This is a genomic window from Bacillus sp. DC4300-2b2 (assembly GCF_049895685.1).
Classification (GTDB): Bacteria; Bacillota; Bacilli; order Bacillales; family Bacillaceae; genus Bacillus; species Bacillus safensis.
The window spans coordinates 42,089-59,740 of the sequence record NZ_JAFCSW010000001.1 but is presented as its reverse complement, the minus strand read 5'-3'; the positions used below and the strand labels follow the sequence as shown (position 1 = coordinate 59,740).

Below are 17,652 nucleotides of genomic sequence, written 5' to 3'. Positions count from 1 at the left end.
ACACCTTTTCAAAAGGGTGTGCCTTTTTTGTTTTCTTCAGGTTCCTGTGCAAGCTTTCCTGTGTACTGTACATAGAATAATGAATGGAGGAGGGTGAAAAATGAGGACGAATCATATTTATATCCATGATATTTCTGGACAGGCGATCGTTAACTTTGGCAATGTCAGACGCATTTGTTCTATGAGTGCTACGAAGGAAACAGCAGGTTCTGGCAGCGATAACGAGACGAATCAATTATCCAATCAAAGCCTATTTGATGCGGCGTTTACAAACAATGCACAAATCACGAAGGGCTAATGTATGAATTCCTCTCTTTAACGAACCCTATACAAAAAGGAGGGTTTCGTATGATTCATGTACCATCCAGACTGCCTGGTGAAAGCTTTTCACTTTACCATTTAGAAGAAACAATGAAGCCGCTCGGTTATGTCATTAATGGGAACTGGGATTATGATCACGGGTATTTTGATTATAAAATTGATAACCGTGATGGCTATACCTTTCTCAGAGTTCCTTTTACAGCCGAGAAAGGCCAGCTGGATCAGCCAGGTGTTGTGGTGAAAATGGGACATCCATTTCTCTTAAAGCATGTATATCAAGACAAGTTAGATGATCATGCGATGGTTGGAAATGTGGGCGCATCTTTTAACCAATTCCAAGAACCAAAAGAGAAAGATGGAGATGTATCAAAGGCTTATGCTGAGATTGGCTTTTCGCTCGTCAAGGAATTAGAAGACGCACTGCTTTAAAGGCTGATCAGTTCATCCTCTGGATGAAGCTCATAGCCAAAGGGAGGATTCATCATGGGTCCTTCTTTTTTTTGTACGCCAACGATGATCACATGATGCTCTAAAAAGTGATGGAGCGCTGTTAAGAATGTTTCTCCGGCTAATGAAGCTGGTACAGGTATGATCGTGACGTGTTTATGCAACGTCATATGTCGTTTTTTCTTAAACGCCGTAAGTTGTTCCTTTATCAGAAAATGTTCAACCATTAAATGATTGACAGCATCAGAGGTATGAATGACTTGGTTGGCGCCAGCACGCTCGGCATTTTTCACGTAACGATCTGTTAAGATTTCAATCAGACAATATAGGGAAGGATTTAATCCTTTTGCAGCAAGTAAAGTTAAAACACTCTGCATATCGGCTGTCACTTCATTTTCATGCTGATCTGCCGTAATCATCAGTGCATCTGCACCGGTAATATTGGCTTTACGGAGTGTGCTGTCTTCGGTCCCATGTCCTTTAATAAAATGAACATTCTCTAAAAGAGGCCCCTCTTTCAGGGAGTCATCAATCAGCACAATCGGCATGGCTGGATTAATCGTTTGAAACGACTGAAGCAGTTTGTTCGTCTTCTCATTCCAGCCGACGATAATCAGGTGTCCTTTCCCCTTAAAGGCTACCTTGCCTTCAACATAATGGTGCTGTTTGCTGAACACAGCGGCGGCAAGTGTGGCGAAATAAGCGGTGACAAAGCTGGCTCCGATAAAAATGAGCACCATACCTGCCACCTGCCCTGGCATGGTTTGCGGCACAAAATCACCGTAGCCAACCGTAGAGACTGTAATGAGCGCCCACCAGATCCCATCAAAGATCGTATGATACTGCTTCGGTTCAAGCAAAACGATTAATTGTCCAAAAAAGAGAAGCAAAAAACAGATAATGATGGCAATTCGAAGATAAAGCGGCCACCTTAGCCAAGCGATAAAGATACGGGTTGATTTCATCGGACTCTTCCTTTCAGGAGACTGCTAATATCAGTATGCCCGATTGAGAACACATTTTTTCATCTTTGTCATGTATTGAAATAGAACCCATATCTTAAAATAAGGGAGAAGAAGGAGGAAATTCGAATGTCGTTCGTTCAAAAGACCGTACTTCTTTTTATTGGTGTGCACTTTTTATCATCAGCTGTCATCTTACTCGTGTTTGATTTAAATGCTGTGAATCATTTTATGAATGATTTTTCATGGCTGCACTTTTTTCAAGACCTTTATGGTACAGTGACCTTTTATACAGCATGCTTAGGTGTGTTCTTCTTTCTCATTGGTGCGATTTTTCCCCTAAAAAAGACCTAGTGCTTTTTGCTGTACATGGTACATAAAAGTCATTAAAATTGTAAATAAATATATAAAATAAAAAGGAAGCTGATGAGCATGCTGTTTTTTTATTTTTTAACATTTGCCGCATTGGGATTATCATTTTGGGCACAATTTAAAGTGAAGAATAATTTTGAAAAGTATTCAAAGGTGGAAGCATCCAGTATGAAAACAGGTGCTGAAACCGCTCGATATATTTTAGATCGCAACGGGTTATACGATGTGCCCGTTGAACCGGTAAGAGGAACTTTGACTGATCATTACGACCCGACACAGCGTGTGGTTCGTTTATCTGAACCTGTGTACTACGGCCACTCCATTTCGGCCATTTCAGTTGCATCACACGAGGTTGGACATGCCTTGCAGCATCAGGAATCCTATGGTGCGCTTGTTTTGAGACATAAGATCTTTCCTGTCGTGAACTTTGCATCTGGTGTTGCTCCGCTTCTTTTCCTTGGTGGAATTTTGCTCAGCAGCCTTAACTTAATCGGGCTTGGGATCATTTTATTCTCAGCAGCTGTATTCTTTCAGCTTGTGACATTGCCTGTCGAGTTTAATGCAAGTTCTCGTGCAAAAGATATCATTGTTTCAGAAGGAATCATTAGAAGCAGTGAAGAAAGAGGCGTGAACAAGGTGTTAAATGCTGCAGCTCTGACATACGTAGCAGCGGCCCTTGTCTCTCTGTTTGAATTGCTCCGTTTTGTAATGATCTTCCTAAATGGCCGTAATGATTAATTGATGCCAGAGGAGGTGAGCCCTTACCAGTGATAGGTAAGGGTTTTTTTGTATATTTTAAACGTATTTTTAGTCATTTTACTCATTGCTGCAACAGCTTTTTTTGTTGTCACTGAATTTGCGATTGTGAAAATTAGAGGCTCTAAAATCAACCAGCTGATTGAGAGCGGTGATAAGAGAGCCATCCATGTTCAAAAGCTGATATCAAATCTCGACGAATATTTATCGGCCTGCCAACTTGGCATTACCATCACAGCTTTAGGCCTAGGGTGGCTGGGTGAGCCGACGGTGGAGCATTTTCTGCATCCGCTTTTTGAAAAAATCGGGCTTCATTCCGCATTAACTGACATCCTTTCGTTTATCATCGCGTTTGTGATCATTACATTTTTACATGTTGTTGTTGGAGAACTGGCGCCTAAAACGATTGCCATTCAAAAGGCAGAGGCCGTCAGCCTTGTGACAGCAAAACCACTCATCTTTTTCTATAAAGTCATGTACCCGTTTATTAAGGCATTAAATGGTGCAGCACGAGGCATTGTGAAATTATTTGGTTTTCATTCTGTCAAAGAACATGAAGTGGCGATCAGTGAGGAAGAATTGCGTCTCATTTTATCTGAAAGCTATGAGAAGGGTGAGATTAACCTATCTGAGTACAAATATGTGAATAAAATCTTTGAATTTGATAACCGAGTGGCGAGAGAGATCATGATTCCGCGTACAGAAATTTCAGCTATAGAGATTGAACAGACCCTGGATGATGTGACTCATTATATGCTGAACGAAAGGTACACGCGCTACCCTGTTATTAAAGAAGACAAAGATCATGTGATAGGTGTTATTAATAGCAAAGATGTATTTAAAGCGAGTTTTCTAAATCAAGATGTATCTATTGAAGACTTAATGCGTCCGGTGATCCGAGTCATTGAAAGCACCCCTGTTCAAGAATTGCTCATTTTGATGCAAAAGGAGCGAATCCATATGTCAGTGCTCGTAGACGAATACGGAGGTACAGCGGGACTTGTCACAGTGGAAGACATATTAGAGGAAATTGTTGGAGAGATTCGAGATGAATATGATCAGGATGAAACACCTCACATTGTTAAAAAAGGTGATTTCCATTATGTGATGGATGGGAAAGCATTAATTGATGAAGTAAATGATTTATTGGATTTAGCCATTGAGAATGATGATGTTGATACAATTGCAGGCTGGATGATGACGCATAAATTTGATTTTGACATTGGAGATACGATTGAAGCAGAAGGCTGTGAATTTACGATCATTGATGCTGAAGACCACCATATTCGAACCATTGAAGTCAAAAAGGTTCACTTTTCTTAAAAACCTCGTATTGCTTGACGAGGTTTTTTTGCTTGGTAAACTTTAGGTGAGAAGATTTGTTTCATTTAAAAAGGGTATGGATTTATAGAAACGTCAAAAAGGGGCAGCTCATATGAAAAAAATCAATGTACAAACAGACAGACGCGATGACATGATCGACGTCACAAACGAGGTTCTCCAATATGTCAAGGAAACAGGCATACAAAACGGAACTGTCATCGTCTATTGTCCACATACGACAGCGGGGATCACCATTAATGAAAATGCGGATCCAGATGTGAAAGGGGATATGCTTCGCCGGCTCGATGAAGTCTTTCCATGGGAACATCCAAAGGACCGCCATATGGAAGGAAATACGGCAGCACATATGAAAGCGAGTTATATGGGGGCGTCTCAGCATGTTCTCATTCATGATGGAGATCTTGTACTTGGCACGTGGCAGGGAATCTATTTCTGTGAGTTTGATGGGCCGAGACATCGTCATTTTTATGTACAAGTGTCGTCAAACGAGTAAGAGATGGGGGAAGTAAATGGGGGATATCAAAAAGTTACTGGAACATGGAATCATCCAAGCGCCAATGGCAGGAGGAGCTGTGACACCGCAGCTGGCAGCCGCTGTTTCGGAATACGGAGGGCTTGGCAGCCTGGCAAGTGGATATGTGCAGCCTGACCATTTGAGACAGCAGATTAGAGAGGTCAAACAACTGACATCTCGCCTGTTTCAGGTCAATGTGTTTGTACCAGAGCCAATTCCAGAAGTGAAAAAAGAGGATGTGGCATTTTGGGAAAAGAGACTGCCTGCACGCCCGTCAGCAGATAGGATGCCAAGCGAAGAAGAATTGTGGGATGATTTTGAACAAAAAATCAACATTCTTCTGGAAGAAGACGTTCCGATTGTTTCCTTTACCTTTGCTTGTCCAAATGAACAAACGATTCAGCGCTTAAAACAAAAGGGGATTCTTTTAATCGGAACGGCGACTACAAAAGAGGAAGCACTGCTTTTAGAGGATAAAGGAATGGATGCCATTGTTTTGCAAGGAAGTGAAGCAGGCGGGCATCGCGGCACATTTTTACGTGCAAAAGGAGACGCGCTGCTGGGACTGATCAGTCTGATCTCTGATGTCAAATCGCTCTGCCGCGTGCCATTGATTGCTGCCGGAGGTATCACGGACCGAGCAGGTGTGAAAGCAGTGCTGGCGCTTGGAGCAGATGCGGTTCAAATCGGCACAAGGTTTTTAGCCAGCAAGGAAAGTGCTGCGGCAGAGGTATACAAGCAGGCCATTTTACAGGCAGAAGGCAGTGAAACAAGGGTGACAAGGCTTTTTTCTGGGAAAAGAGCGAGAGGCATTGTGAATCAGTGGATGGAGGATGAAAGCCTGCATGAAGATAGGGTTCTTCCTTATCCGGTTCAGCATGTATGGACAACACCGATGCGAAAAGCAGCCGCTGCCGGCGGTAACCCTGAACAAATGGCTCTGTGGGCAGGACAGGGCGTTGGGCGTATTCGCTCGATTTTAACCGTTGAAGACATCATGCACGAACTGACGCAGATATAAAATCATGACGGGTGGTGTGACGGATGGACATCTTAAAACATTCCTACCGAAAAAAAGGTCAGATTGAATTTTGGTTTGATGATTTTCCTCATTCTCCTGCCGTCCTTACGCCCATTCGTCATTACTATTTTGTTCGATACGTGAATTGGAGCCGGCACGATCCACCGGTCACAAGAAAAGATTTAGAAGAAATGGAGATCCTTGCGAACACGATGCTTGGCACACTCCAAAATTATCGTAAACGCAAGGCATACAAAAGCCCCTTGTCATAACCAATAGACAAGAGGCTTTTTTTAGCTGCCAAACATTTGCCTGAGATAAATCACATCCATGCGGGTAGTCTGCGGTAATAAATAAGCGGATTGAACCGCACCTGGCCGTCTTCTCTTATTCAGTTTGTCGATAATTTCTGCCGCTGTTAAAATTCCAAGCCCATGACCGTAATATTGATCTTCTCCTAAGTAAATCACATTTTCCCCGCGCCATTGCGACTGCTGATAGCTAAACTCTGGATTTTCAAAATATAAGCAATCCCCATAGATAAAATCATTTCCGCGCTCTGTATAAATTGACAAAGTATCATAGTGCCAGTCATACAGTGTTAAACTGCGAAGTCTTCGATTAAACTTCTCCTCGCCTACTGTTTGCAAGACCCCCATATAAAACACAATGACAATCGCCGTTGCACATTCAAATGCATATTTTGAACCATTTTCAAAAATGTCTTTAATGCCTCTAGAAGGCTCCACTTGATAGCGCAGCTCTAGTGCTCCTGCTTCTGATACACGCCAAAACGCATCATTTGCACGCGATCTTTGAAAGATGGCAAATGAGGCACCGCTTTTATTCAAATCTCTTGCAGCATTCATAATGTTCGATCTTAAAGTGACTTCAAATAACAAATCAGATGCTTGCCTATAGCGGAACGTATCATTCGAGGCCTGTAACTGCATCAAAATGATCCGCTTTTGTCCTTCTAGCTGAAACGATGCCAGCTGCTCATTTGTCACTGGCTGTCCTGAAAGGATAATCATATGAAAAGCGCCCCCTTTTGTATTAGCGTATGCAGGGTGCTTGGGCAAGGAATCAATTTGTGAAAATAAACAAAAAGTCATCCTTTTTATTTGAAAAACATGAAAATAATATCAAGCCGTCCGATATATAAAATAACGTTTAAAAGGAGGAAAAACATGAAAAGTGTAATAAAATGGTTGAAAAAACCATCGATTTCTAAAAGATTGATTATTTCATTCACACTTGTTCTCGTCTTGCCCATTATTACACTCAGTACGATTTCATATCAGATTGCCAAAGAAGAACTAGATCATGAAATCATGTACGGAGCAAATGCAAGAGTCAATGAACTGAATGACATGATCGAGCAAAAGCTTTCGAATAAGGAAAATGCGGTGAAACTTTTTACTGAAACATCTACTGCTGCAGACTTTAAAAAGAAAAACCAGGACGAACTGTATGAGCATCTTGAGATATACAGCAAAATCAATGAAGAAGATGTGGTTGGTTTTTATGCAGCAAGTAAAAATCGTGATTTCATTCAGTTTCCTAATGTAGACATGCCAAAAGGCTTTGATCCAACAACACGCGATTGGTATCAGCAAGCGATGCAGAATGAAAAAGGAGAGCCAGTTGTCACCAATCCATACATCTCTGCTACAACAAACGGCATGGTAGTCACGATTGCCCAGCGCCTGAAGGACGGGTCGGGAGCGATCGGAATTGACATTGATGTGCAAGACATTGTAGATAAAATAAAAGATATTAAAATTGGACGAGAAGGGTATCCAATTATTGCAAATAAAAACAAACAAATTGTAGCCCATCCAGAAGAAAAATCAGGATCTACGGTCACAGAAAATATTTCATCTATCCTTTACAGCGGCAAAGAAGGAACATCAACTTATGAGAATAAAGGAGAACAAAAACGTATCGTTTTTGTAACAAATGATTTAACAGGTTGGAAAATTGCTGGAACGATGTTTGTATCAGAAACAGAAGAAGCAGCACAGCCAGTTTGGAATTCTGCCATTATTCTTTTAATTTCTTCATTTATCCTTGGCGGTGTCGCTATCTTCTTCATCGTTCGCTCGATCACAATTGGACTGAGAAGGCTCGTTGATTTCTCAGAAAAAGTGAGTGAAGGGGATTTAACAGAAACCCTTGAAACGAAATCGAAGGATGAGATAGGAGATCTCACAAGAAGCTTCAGCAAGATGAGTGAATCACTTCGTGACGTCATTCGTGCTGTACAGCAATCTGTCGACAATGTGGCTTCGGCTTCAGAGGAGCTGACGGCAAGTGCCAGCCAAACGAGTCAAGCAACAGAGCATATCACGATGTCGATTGAACAATTTTCAAATGGAAATGAAGCACAAAACGAGAAAGTCGAATCTAGTACGAATCAGCTTGTGGCAATGAACGAAGGATTACAAGATATGTCACAAACCTCATCTGAAGTGGCTGCCGTCTCACTTCAATCAACAGAGGCGGCTGGTCAAGGCGGACGAATTGTTGAAAGCACAGCGAGCCAAATGAAACATATTGATACATCTGTACAAGAAGCAGAACAGGTCATGAAAGAATTAGAATACAAGTCTAAAGATATTACGAGTATTTTAAATGTCATTAACGGCATTGCGGATCAAACGAATTTACTTGCGCTTAATGCAGCAATCGAAGCAGCAAGAGCAGGTGAATCGGGACGCGGCTTCTCCGTCGTTGCAGAAGAAGTGAGAAAACTAGCTGTCCAATCCGCAGATTCAGCGAAAGAAATTGAGAAGCTTATCCAAGAAATTGTGTTAGAAATTGCTAAATCTCAAGATATGTTCAAAGCAGTCAATCGAGAAGTAAACGCAGGACTCGGTATGACAGAAGAAGCAAAAGAAAGCTTCCGGCACATTTATGAGGCGGCAGAAGGAATGTCGAAAAAACTGTCTCAATTAAACGATACAGCAATTGACCTATCGAGCGGTTCAAAGCTTGTTTCACAAGCGATGCAGGAGATGCGCCAAGTCTCTAGAGAAAGCGCAGCAAACATTCAGGACATTGCGGCTTCCGCAGAAGAGCAGCTAGCATCTATGGAAGAAATCACATCTTCTTCTGTGACACTTGCCAACATGGCAGAGGAACTAAAAGAGCTCACAAGTCAATTTAAAATTAATTAAATAATGATGAAAAAATATCCAGAATTGTCTGGGTATTTTTTTTATTTTTAAACGACATTTCCAGTCTCTAAAAATAAACCTTTCATCCGATAATAACTTTAGAGAAGTAAAGGGGGAAAGTTAAAATGGGAAAAATGATCCAATGGTTCAAAAAACCATCCATTTCAAAGAAATTAATCATTGCTTTTTTGGTAGTCCTAATCCTGCCAACCGTTGCACTGACAATTAGTGCGTTTTTCACATCAAAGACAGAGCTAGACAAACAGATTATGGGCAGTGCGATGAGTCAGGTCAATGCATTTGATACTTTAATCAATGAGAATATTGGAAACAAAGCAGATGCTGTGACACTGTTTGCAGACTCACTCAAAGCGTCTAACCTTCAAGAAAAAAATAGAAATGCGACCATTAAAGAATTACAGCAATTTGGAAAAATTAATGAAAAAGATGTTTCTGCGATCTATGCAGGCTCTGAAAAGGGATTGTTTATGCAATACCCAGTTCAAAAGATGCCGGATGGCTACGATCCAAGAGAACGTCCTTGGTATCAAGAGGCATTGAAAGCAGAAAACGGCAAACAAGTCATCACAAAACCATATGTAGCAGCATCCACAGGCAAAATGGTGATCACAATTGCCCAAAAGATGAAAGATGGTTCAGGAGTCATTGGTCTTGATATGGAAATTGATAGCCTGCTCCAAAAACTTAAAGAAATCAAAATTGGGCAAAAAGGCTATGCTTTTATCATGGAGGAAGATAAAACCGTTTTAGCAGATCCAACCCAAAAGTCAGGAAGTCAGGTCAATGAGAATCTGGCCAGTATTATTTTTAAAAACAAAGAAGGAAGCGGCAGCTATACCCTCAAAGGAACAGATAAAAAGGTTGCATATGTCACCAATGAATTAACCGGCTGGAAAATTGGTGGAACGATGCTCGTATCTGAGGTAGAAGAAGCGGCAAAGCCCGTTTTCAATACAGCCATTATCGTATTCAGTGTCACACTCATTGTAGCAGGAACCCTCATTTTCTTTATCGTCCGCTCAATTTCAAAGAGATTATCCAATCTTGCCCGCTTCTCGAAAAAAGTCAGCGAAGGTGATTTACGCGATAAGCTTCAAATCCAATCAGATGACGAAATTGGACAAGTTGGTAAAGGCTTTAATACGATGATTGACTCATTGCGATCTCTCATTGGAGCCGTTCAAGCTTCAGTCGAAAATGTCGCATCTTCATCAGAAGAACTGACTGCCAGCGCAGGACAGACAAGTAAAGCAACAGAGCATATTACACTAGCCATTGAACAATTCTCCAGCGGAAATGAAAGTCAAAATGATAAAGTCGAATTGAGCTCAGTCGAGCTAGAAGAAATGAACCGTGGTCTTCAAAATATGAATGAATCGGCCGAATCTATTACTGCTTCATCGATCAAATCAACAGATATCGCAGGAGAAGGCGGACAGCTTGTTGAAAAAACGGCTTCTCAAATGAATGTCATTGATCAGTCCGTGAAAAAGGCAGAGAACGTCATCAGTGCGCTTGAAAGTAAATCTAAAGACATTACCCAAATTCTTGGTGTCATCAATGGAATTGCCGATCAAACGAATTTACTTGCACTAAATGCAGCAATTGAGGCAGCAAGAGCTGGTGAATCTGGCAGAGGCTTCTCCGTTGTAGCTGAAGAAGTAAGAAAACTGGCTGTTCAATCTGCCAACTCGGCAAAAGAAATTGAGAATTTGATCAAAGAAATCGTGCAAGATATCGACGTATCACAGGAAGTATTCACTGCGGTGAATCGAGAAGTTCAATCAGGCCTAAGCTTCACTGAACAAACGAAAGTAAGCTTCCACAATATTTTCGAAATGACAAAAGAAATTTCTAACCAGCTTCAAACAATGAATCAAACCGTTGTCCAGCTTTCAAAAGGCTCTGCACATGTGTCAGAGGCTGTTCGTGAGATCGCAGACGTATCACGTGAAAGCTCGGCAAATATTCAAGACATTGCTGCTTCAGCAGAAGAGCAGCTGGCATCAATGGAAGAAATCAGCTCGTCCTCTGCCACTCTCTCTTCGATGGCAGAAGAATTACGCGATTTAATTAGCAAATTTAAGGTTGAATAGACAGGAAGAAAAGAGCCTCCAGCTAGAGGCTCTTTTTCATTGGATAAATCAAAAGGAATGGGTAATTATACTTATTTTTTGTTTTTCTTGAACATTATTCCTTGAAAAATAATTCATATTACCTAAGAATAGAAGAGAAAGATCACAAAACATAAATCAAAAGGAGTAGAGTCATGAAAAAAATCAACTTTTTTAAGCACTTTACGATGTCGAAGAAATTAATTACTGCATTCTTAGCGATTCTCCTAGTGCCAATTCTCGTATTGGCTGCATTTTCTTATGAAGTGGCATCAAAGTCTCTTAATGATGAGATTATGTCTAGTGCTGCAAATGGTGTTCAACAATTAAACGAACTCATTAATAAAGATATACAGCCTAAAATTGACATTGTTTCATATTTATCCAGATCGGTCAAAAAGGAAGAATTGACTGCTAAAAACAAAGATTTACTCAAAGTGAAATTAGAGCAATTATCGGAAACAGATGACGATGTAGTAGAAGTATTTGTTGCAGATCAAAATGGTAAACTAACTGAATATTCCAAGATTCACAAAGGTAATGCAAAGAGCGCAAAAAATGAACCATGGTTTCAGCAATCGATGGGAGAGAAGAAACTCATCATTTCAGAACCTTTTGCCGACAAGTCATCAGATGACCTGCTCATCACAATATCAGAACAGTTAGCAGATGGATCTGGTGTGATTGGGGTGAATGTACGATTAAATACGGTTGTAAAAGATACAAACAGCATCAAAATTGGCCAAGAAGGCTATGCGTTTATCGCCACCTCAGATCAGCGTTATGTGGCCCATAAAACCGATAAGGCGGGAACAAAGCTGACTGGTGACTTCATCTCAAAACTATATGATAAAAAAGAAGGCAGCTTTGAATATGAATACAATGGCCAGCCGAAGCAAATGTTTTTTGACACAAATGAAGCAACAGGCTGGAAGCTTGCTGGAACGATGTATGTGAATGAAGTAAAAGAAGCCGCACAGCCAGTGCTCGATTTAACAATGATCATCCTTGCGGCTGCGATTGCCATTGGCGGAATCGCGATTTATTTTATTATTAAATCGATTCGAAAGCCACTGATAGAGCTCTCTGAATCGGCTGAAAAAATTAGTCAAGGTGATTTGACCCAGCATATTGAAGTTCGTACGCACGATGAAATTGGTAAACTTGCACAAAGCTTTAACGACATGTCAGCAAAGCTGAAACAAGTCATTCAAGCTGTCCAAAATTCTATTGAAAATGTGGCTGCTTCGTCTGAAGAGTTAACGGCAAGTGCAGGACAGACAGCTCAAGCAACCGAGCATATCACATCATCTATTGAACAGTTCTCAAACAGCACTGAACATCAAAATGATATGATCGAAAAAAGCTCAGTCCAGTTAAACGAAATGGATCGCAGCCTATCGCATATGGTCGACACGACCTCTCATATGATGGAATCGTCGATTGAATCGGGCAAAACCGCTCAGGCTGGAGGAGAACTCGTTCAAAAAACAGCAGGTCAAATGCAAACCATTGAGCAGGCAGTAAAAGAAGCAGAGCTTGTCATTGCAGGATTAGAGCAGAAATCAAAGGATATTACAAACATTCTGGGGGTCATCAACGGTATTGCTGATCAAACGAATCTCCTTGCTTTAAATGCTGCAATTGAAGCCGCACGAGCAGGTGAAGCAGGCAGAGGCTTCTCTGTTGTCGCAGAAGAAGTCCGCAAGCTGGCGGAGCAGTCAGGAAGCTCTTCAAAAGAGATTGAAAGTCTGACGAATGAAATTGTTGAGGAAATAGAAAAATCGCAGAAAATGTTTAAACAAGTAGCAGGTGAAGTACAATCTGGTTTAAACATTACAGATGAAACGAAAGTGAGTTTTGAGAGAATCAATGATAAAACATCAGAAATAACAGAACAAATGAAACAAATGAACGGATCAGCTAAAGAACTATCGCACGGCTCAAACGATATTTCACATGCGGTGAATCAAATCAAAGAACTCTCAAGAGAAAGCTCAGCAGGCTTCCAAGATATCGCGGCTTCAGCAGAAGAACAGCTTGCATCTATGGAAGAGATCAGCTCATCCTCTGCCACTTTATCCGAAATGGCAGAAGAACTAAGAGAGCTTATTAAACAATTTAAAATGTAAGACATTAGCGAAGCACCTGACGCCAAAACGTCAGGTGTTTTTCCATTCAATGCATATAAATTGGGTATTTTGGACTTATTTAGACTTTAATAAGTTAAAAAAGTAAAGAACATAGTAGTACTTCCGATATATATACTATCTTACTAAAAGGAGTTTTCTTTTTTATGAAATTCATACAGTATTTCAGAAAGCCATCTATATCAAAAAAGCTTGTATTCTCTTTCTTATTTATTCTTTTATGCCCAATCATCGTATTGGCATTCTCTTCATACCATACGGCAAGCACCTCCTTAAATGATCAAATTATGCAAAGTGCAAAGGAAAACGTAGAGCAGCTAGATAAAAATATTACGAAGGTTGTAAAAGTGAAAACAGACGCAGCCGATTTCTTTAGCAAATGGATCACGGAGAAAAAGCTCAAGCAAAAAGGAACGACCGATATTCAAGGACGCTTTGAGCAGTTCATGAGTATGAATGATGACACAGAAGGCATTTTTGTCGCTTCAAGTGACGGCAAAGTGTTTTCAAGATATCCTAATCAAAAAATGCCTGCCGATTATGTCGCAACTGAGCGGGATTGGTATAAAGACGGCTGGGCGAAAAACGGTGAGCTGTCTGTTTCAGCACCATATGCAACGGCTTCAACCGGTACACTTGTGGTGACCATCTCTAAAAAATTAGAGGATGGATCAGGCGTCATCGCGATGAACCTAAACATTGCGAATCTCGTAAAAGAGTCGAATAGCATTAACATTGGGAAACAAGGCTATGCCTTTATTGGAAGTCCGGACCGCACATATGTGGCACATCCAAAGAAAAAAGCAGGAACGAAATTATCTGGTGAATGGTTAGAAAAAATGTACTCACAAGATAACGGAGCTATGAGTTATATGTTTGAAGGGAAAGAAAAGCAAATGGAGTTCACGACAAACAAGGCGACTGGCTGGAAGATTGTCGGGACGATGTTTGTCAGTGAAGTAGAAGAAGCTGCACAGCCAGTTTTTAATATGGCCGCCATCATTTTAGCAGGCGCGCTTATCATTGGCGGGATTCTGATCTTCTTTATCATCCGTTCCATTACAAAACCACTTTCCACTCTTGTCTCTTCTTCGAAGAAGATCAGTCAAGGAGATTTGACAGAAAAAATTGATGTCCGCTCAAAAGATGAATTTGGACAGCTTGGCACAAGCTTTAATGAAATGAGTGAGTCCCTAAGAGACGTCATTCAAGCTGTACAAACATCTGTTGAGAATGTCGCTTCATCATCTGAAGAACTAACGGCAAGCGCAGGTCAAACAACAAAAGCAACCGAACATATTACATCATCTATTGAAACATTCTCAAACGGCAATGAAAATCAAAGCGAAATGGTGGAGCAAAGCGCAGTTCATTTAAAACAAATGAATGAAGGACTGAACGAAGTTGCCGAAACGTCTGATGTCATCACAGCGTCATCTGTTCAATCAAAAACAGTCGCAGAAACAGGCGGACAGCTTGTGGAGCAAACTGTTGGCCAAATGAAGACGATTGACCATTCAGTGAAAGAAGCAGAAGGCGTGATCAACGGACTAGAGCATAAATCAAAAGATATTACAAACATCCTAGGCGTGATAAACGGCATTGCGGATCAAACGAATTTACTTGCATTAAATGCCGCCATTGAAGCAGCACGCGCAGGCGAGTCAGGCAGAGGCTTCTCTGTTGTTGCCGAAGAAGTGCGTAAACTAGCGGTTCAATCATCGGATTCAGCAAAAGAGATTGAAAAGCTAGTGAATGAAATCGTCACTGAAATTGAAACATCTCAAAATATGTTCAAAGCAGTGAATGAAGAAGTGAAGAATGGTCTTACAATTACAGATCAAACGAAAGAAAGCTTCTCACAAATAAATGAACAAACAGCGGAAATCGCAGCAAGAATGAATGAAATGAATACAACGGTGCGCGAGCTGTCGAAAGGATCTCAGCAAATTTCTAAAGCAGTGAATGAAATTGCAGATGTATCAAGAGAGAGTTCAGCAAGCGTCCAAGATATCGCAGCATCTGCTGAAGAGCAGCTTGCTTCGATGGAAGAGATTAGTTCTTCATCCACGACTCTTTCCCAAATGGCGGAAGAATTACGCGATTTAATTAAAAAATTCAAGATCAGCGAATAAGGTCAAGTGGTTCTCTTCGAGGGGAACCGCTTTTCTTTTTAAGAGATCATCTCGTACAATAGAGGAAATTGAAAAAAGAGGAGAGATAGTATGCGTTTATCAGATAAGAAGGTCATTGCGTTTGTCAGTGATGATTTTGAAGATTTAGAGCTGTGGTATCCGGTTTTGCGTTTAAGAGAAGAAGGGGCAACAGTCCATCTTGTAGGTGAAAAAGCAAATCATGAGTACATCGGGAAGTATGGTGTGCCGGCGGTATCCGATGCAGATTTTTATTCCATTCAAGCTGATGATTATGATGCTGTGCTTGTTCCTGGCGGATGGGCGCCTGATAAACTGCGCCGTTATCCAGAAGTATTAGACATCGTCCGTACATTTGATGCGAAGTCAAAACCAATTGGGCAGATTTGTCATGCAGGCTGGGTGCTGATATCAGCAGGAATCCTAAAAGGCAGACAAGTGACAAGTACACCTGGTATTAAAGATGATATGACAAATGCTGGTGCGGACTGGTTCGATGAGGCAGTCGTCACAGATGGCCACCTCATCTCCAGCAGACGCCCGCCGGACCTTCCGCCGTATGTGAAAGCATTTGCGGATGTGTTAGCGGCAAAATAAGCGACTGACACGAAACGTAAAAAACAAAGGGCGAACAAATAAATCATTCGCCCTTTGTTCATCATTTCATGCCCTATACATTTTGTCTGTCGGCAGGATACATTACGCCCATTTGTCTTCTCGCTTCGTCCATGACGGACATGGTTTGAACAGATAGGGCAAATGTATTGACCGGAGACTGACCTATTCCTTGCTGAATACACTCAATAAAATGATTGATTTCATAAGACATAGCTGGCTGATCATCTTTGAGCGAGATGTCAGTTTGATGTCCGTCACGGTCATGTATCGTGATTCGTGAAGGACGGTGGAATTGATCAATCACCATCGTGGCATCCTCGCCTTGAATTTCAGCCGATAAATGAGACGTTGAAATTTTAGAATGAAAAAGAAGTGCTTGATGCCCGTCATACTGTAAAAGAACTGAACCGTTCCCATCCACACCAGAAGAAAGCTTATAGCCTTTCGCCGTGATTTGATTTGGCAGACCAAATAAGGATATGGCTGGGTAGACGAGGTACACCCCGATATCCATTAAAGAACCATTGGATAACTCCGGCTTAAAGGCATTTGGAAGCTCGCCGCTTCGATAGGCATCGTATCTTGAGGAATATTTACAGTAATGCGCGACCACTTGCCTGATAGGTCCAAGCTGATCAAGGTGCTGTTTGATTTGCAGAAAGTTTGGCAGAAATGTCGTTTTCATCGCTTCCATCAAACACACTTGATGTTTTTTCGCTGCGGCAATCATTTCTTCCACTTCTTTTCGATGAGAGGCGAATGGTTTTTCGCATAAAACATGCTTTTGATGCTCCATCATCAACATGGCTTGCTCTTTATGAAGGGCATTTGGACTCGCAATATACACGGCATCAAACGTATTACTTTCCGCCATTTGTTGTAAGTTCGTAAAAACCGTCTCAATTCCGTATTTTTCGGCAAAGGCCTGTCCTTTTTCAGCGGACCGTGAATAGACGGCTGTACATGTAAAGTCAGCGATTCCTTCACCAGCTTGTAAGAACCGATCTGTAATCCAGTTCGTTCCGATGACAGCAAATCGAATCATGTGATTCCCTCCTTCTACTTTCCTCTGATTATACATGCTTTGAAAGCGTTTGTATGAAAGAATATTCTTTTTATTGAAAAGCGGATGAAACCTTTATATAGGCTGATGCGTCTTACATAAAGGATATAAATGTACGAAAAGTGGGTAGTTTCTTCCTTCTTCGGGTAATACTCTGGATAGAAGGGAGAGGAGGAAACATGAAGCGCGTCCTGCATATAGGAAGTACATACACCTTTGCGCTTTTATTCATAACGGCTGGTATTTTTCATGTGATAGAGCCGAGTGGCTTTGCCCGCATGATGCCAGGCTGGCCATTTCCATATGTAATGGTCTATGCGACTGCATGTCTTGAATGGCTGCTGGCCGTGCTGCTGCTTTTGCCGAATTCCAGGATTGCAGCGGCAAAATTCATTGCTGTCTATCTTGTACTCATTTTCCCGGCAAACTTATTTGCTGCACGTGAGGGAATACCATTTCCAGGTCAAGAAAATACAGAACAAGCTTTGCTATGGATAAGACTTATTGGACAGCCGATTCTCATTGTATGGGCGATGTCTATTGCAAAATGGGAAAAAAAGCTGAAACAATGATCACCATATCATGATCAAGTAGTGTACAATTTACTCATAAAA

Annotated in this window: 17 protein-coding genes and 4 pseudogenes; 18 read left to right on the top strand and 3 right to left on the bottom strand. The window is 41.2% G+C overall.

Annotated elements, in window-relative coordinates; genetic code table 11:
* The first annotated feature begins 100 nt into the window (after positions 1–100).
* A complete protein-coding gene (locus ACP69X_RS00390; protein ID WP_041088511.1) occupies positions 101–298 on the top strand; it encodes a spore germination protein in 198 nt (65 codons plus the stop codon).
* Positions 299–348: 50 nt separating this feature from the next.
* On the top strand, positions 349–750 hold the full coding sequence (locus ACP69X_RS00385; protein ID WP_024423291.1) for a YugN-like family protein: 402 nt from the start codon (positions 349–351) through the stop codon (positions 748–750).
* Here the strand turns inward: ACP69X_RS00385 and ACP69X_RS00380 are convergent.
* A complete protein-coding gene (locus ACP69X_RS00380; protein WP_426052319.1) occupies positions 747–1,733 on the bottom strand; it encodes a potassium channel family protein in 987 nt (328 codons plus the stop codon). The two genes, ACP69X_RS00385 and ACP69X_RS00380, sit on opposite strands and share 4 nt — an antisense overlap.
* Positions 1,734–1,859: 126 nt before the next feature.
* Between ACP69X_RS00380 and ACP69X_RS00375 the strand changes: the two genes are divergently transcribed.
* The 6 genes from ACP69X_RS00375 to ACP69X_RS00350 all read left to right on the top strand — a co-directional run bounded on the left by ACP69X_RS00375 (position 1,860) and on the right by ACP69X_RS00350 (position 6,009).
* On the top strand, positions 1,860–2,084 hold the full coding sequence (locus tag ACP69X_RS00375; RefSeq protein ID WP_041088517.1) for a hypothetical protein: 225 nt from the start codon (positions 1,860–1,862) through the stop codon (positions 2,082–2,084).
* An 81-nt stretch (positions 2,085–2,165) separates the two neighbouring features.
* Entirely contained in the window at positions 2,166–2,840 is a 675-nt protein-coding gene (locus ACP69X_RS00370) for a zinc metallopeptidase (protein ID WP_024423288.1), read from the top strand.
* A 48-nt stretch (positions 2,841–2,888) separates the two neighbouring features.
* A complete protein-coding gene (locus ACP69X_RS00365) occupies positions 2,889–4,181 on the top strand; it encodes a hemolysin family protein (protein WP_073979092.1) in 1,293 nt (430 codons plus the stop codon).
* Positions 4,182–4,293: 112 nt separating this feature from the next.
* On the top strand, positions 4,294–4,695 hold the full coding sequence (locus ACP69X_RS00360; RefSeq protein WP_041088521.1) for a secondary thiamine-phosphate synthase enzyme YjbQ: 402 nt from the start codon (positions 4,294–4,296) through the stop codon (positions 4,693–4,695).
* Positions 4,696–4,711: 16 nt separating this feature from the next.
* Positions 4,712–5,737 (top strand): nitronate monooxygenase, encoded by a 1,026-nt coding sequence (locus tag ACP69X_RS00355; RefSeq protein ID WP_426052318.1) that lies wholly within the window; start codon positions 4,712–4,714, stop codon positions 5,735–5,737.
* Positions 5,738–5,760: 23 nt separating this feature from the next.
* Complete coding sequence (locus tag ACP69X_RS00350; RefSeq protein WP_411264041.1) at positions 5,761–6,009, top strand: hypothetical protein; 249 nt, start codon at positions 5,761–5,763, stop codon at positions 6,007–6,009.
* A 21-nt stretch (positions 6,010–6,030) separates the two neighbouring features.
* On the opposite strand, the gene ACP69X_RS00345 is transcribed toward ACP69X_RS00350, so the two are convergent.
* On the bottom strand, positions 6,031–6,771 hold the full coding sequence (locus ACP69X_RS00345) for a protein-glutamine gamma-glutamyltransferase (RefSeq protein ID WP_034282523.1): 741 nt from the start codon (positions 6,769–6,771) through the stop codon (positions 6,031–6,033).
* Between the two features lie 99 nt (positions 6,772–6,870).
* Here ACP69X_RS00345 and ACP69X_RS00340 point away from each other — a divergent pair.
* The 9 genes and pseudogenes from ACP69X_RS00340 to ACP69X_RS00300 form a co-directional block, all read left to right on the top strand.
* Positions 6,871–7,977 (top strand): annotated as a pseudogene (locus tag ACP69X_RS00340) (cache domain-containing protein); the annotation flags it as partial.
* Positions 7,969–8,919: a methyl-accepting chemotaxis protein gene (locus ACP69X_RS00335; protein ID WP_411257656.1), complete on the top strand. Its 951-nt coding sequence runs from the start codon at positions 7,969–7,971 to the stop codon at positions 8,917–8,919. The pseudogene ACP69X_RS00340 and the gene ACP69X_RS00335, both read left to right, overlap by 9 nt.
* Before the next feature lie 125 nt (positions 8,920–9,044).
* Positions 9,045–10,091, top strand: a pseudogene (locus ACP69X_RS00330) (HAMP domain-containing protein); the annotation flags it as partial.
* Positions 10,086–11,036, top strand: coding sequence for a methyl-accepting chemotaxis protein (locus ACP69X_RS00325; protein WP_370333484.1), 951 nt, complete (start codon positions 10,086–10,088; stop codon positions 11,034–11,036). The pseudogene ACP69X_RS00330 and the gene ACP69X_RS00325, both read left to right, overlap by 6 nt.
* A 173-nt stretch (positions 11,037–11,209) precedes the next feature.
* Positions 11,210–12,247: pseudogene (locus tag ACP69X_RS00320) on the top strand (HAMP domain-containing protein); the annotation flags it as partial.
* Entirely contained in the window at positions 12,239–13,186 is a 948-nt protein-coding gene (locus ACP69X_RS00315; protein WP_370333486.1) for a methyl-accepting chemotaxis protein, read from the top strand. The pseudogene ACP69X_RS00320 and the gene ACP69X_RS00315, both read left to right, overlap by 9 nt.
* Positions 13,187–13,350: 164 nt before the next feature.
* A pseudogene (locus ACP69X_RS00310) lies at positions 13,351–14,394 on the top strand (HAMP domain-containing protein); the annotation flags it as partial.
* Positions 14,386–15,339, top strand: coding sequence for a methyl-accepting chemotaxis protein (locus ACP69X_RS00305; protein ID WP_426052481.1), 954 nt, complete (start codon positions 14,386–14,388; stop codon positions 15,337–15,339). The pseudogene ACP69X_RS00310 and the gene ACP69X_RS00305, both read left to right, overlap by 9 nt.
* Before the next feature lie 90 nt (positions 15,340–15,429).
* Complete coding sequence (locus tag ACP69X_RS00300; protein ID WP_073979098.1) at positions 15,430–15,954, top strand: type 1 glutamine amidotransferase domain-containing protein; 525 nt, start codon at positions 15,430–15,432, stop codon at positions 15,952–15,954.
* Positions 15,955–16,027: 73 nt separating this feature from the next.
* On the opposite strand, the gene ACP69X_RS00295 is transcribed toward ACP69X_RS00300, so the two are convergent.
* Complete coding sequence (locus ACP69X_RS00295; protein ID WP_426052317.1) at positions 16,028–17,020, bottom strand: Gfo/Idh/MocA family protein; 993 nt, start codon at positions 17,018–17,020, stop codon at positions 16,028–16,030.
* 197 nt (positions 17,021–17,217) lie between these two features.
* On the opposite strand from ACP69X_RS00295, the gene ACP69X_RS00290 reads away from it, so the two are divergent.
* The gene (locus ACP69X_RS00290) at positions 17,218–17,610 is read left to right on the top strand and encodes a DoxX family protein (protein ID WP_338527354.1); all 393 of its coding nucleotides are present in this window, start codon (positions 17,218–17,220) and stop codon (positions 17,608–17,610) included.
* Positions 17,611–17,652: the final 42 nt, after the last annotated feature.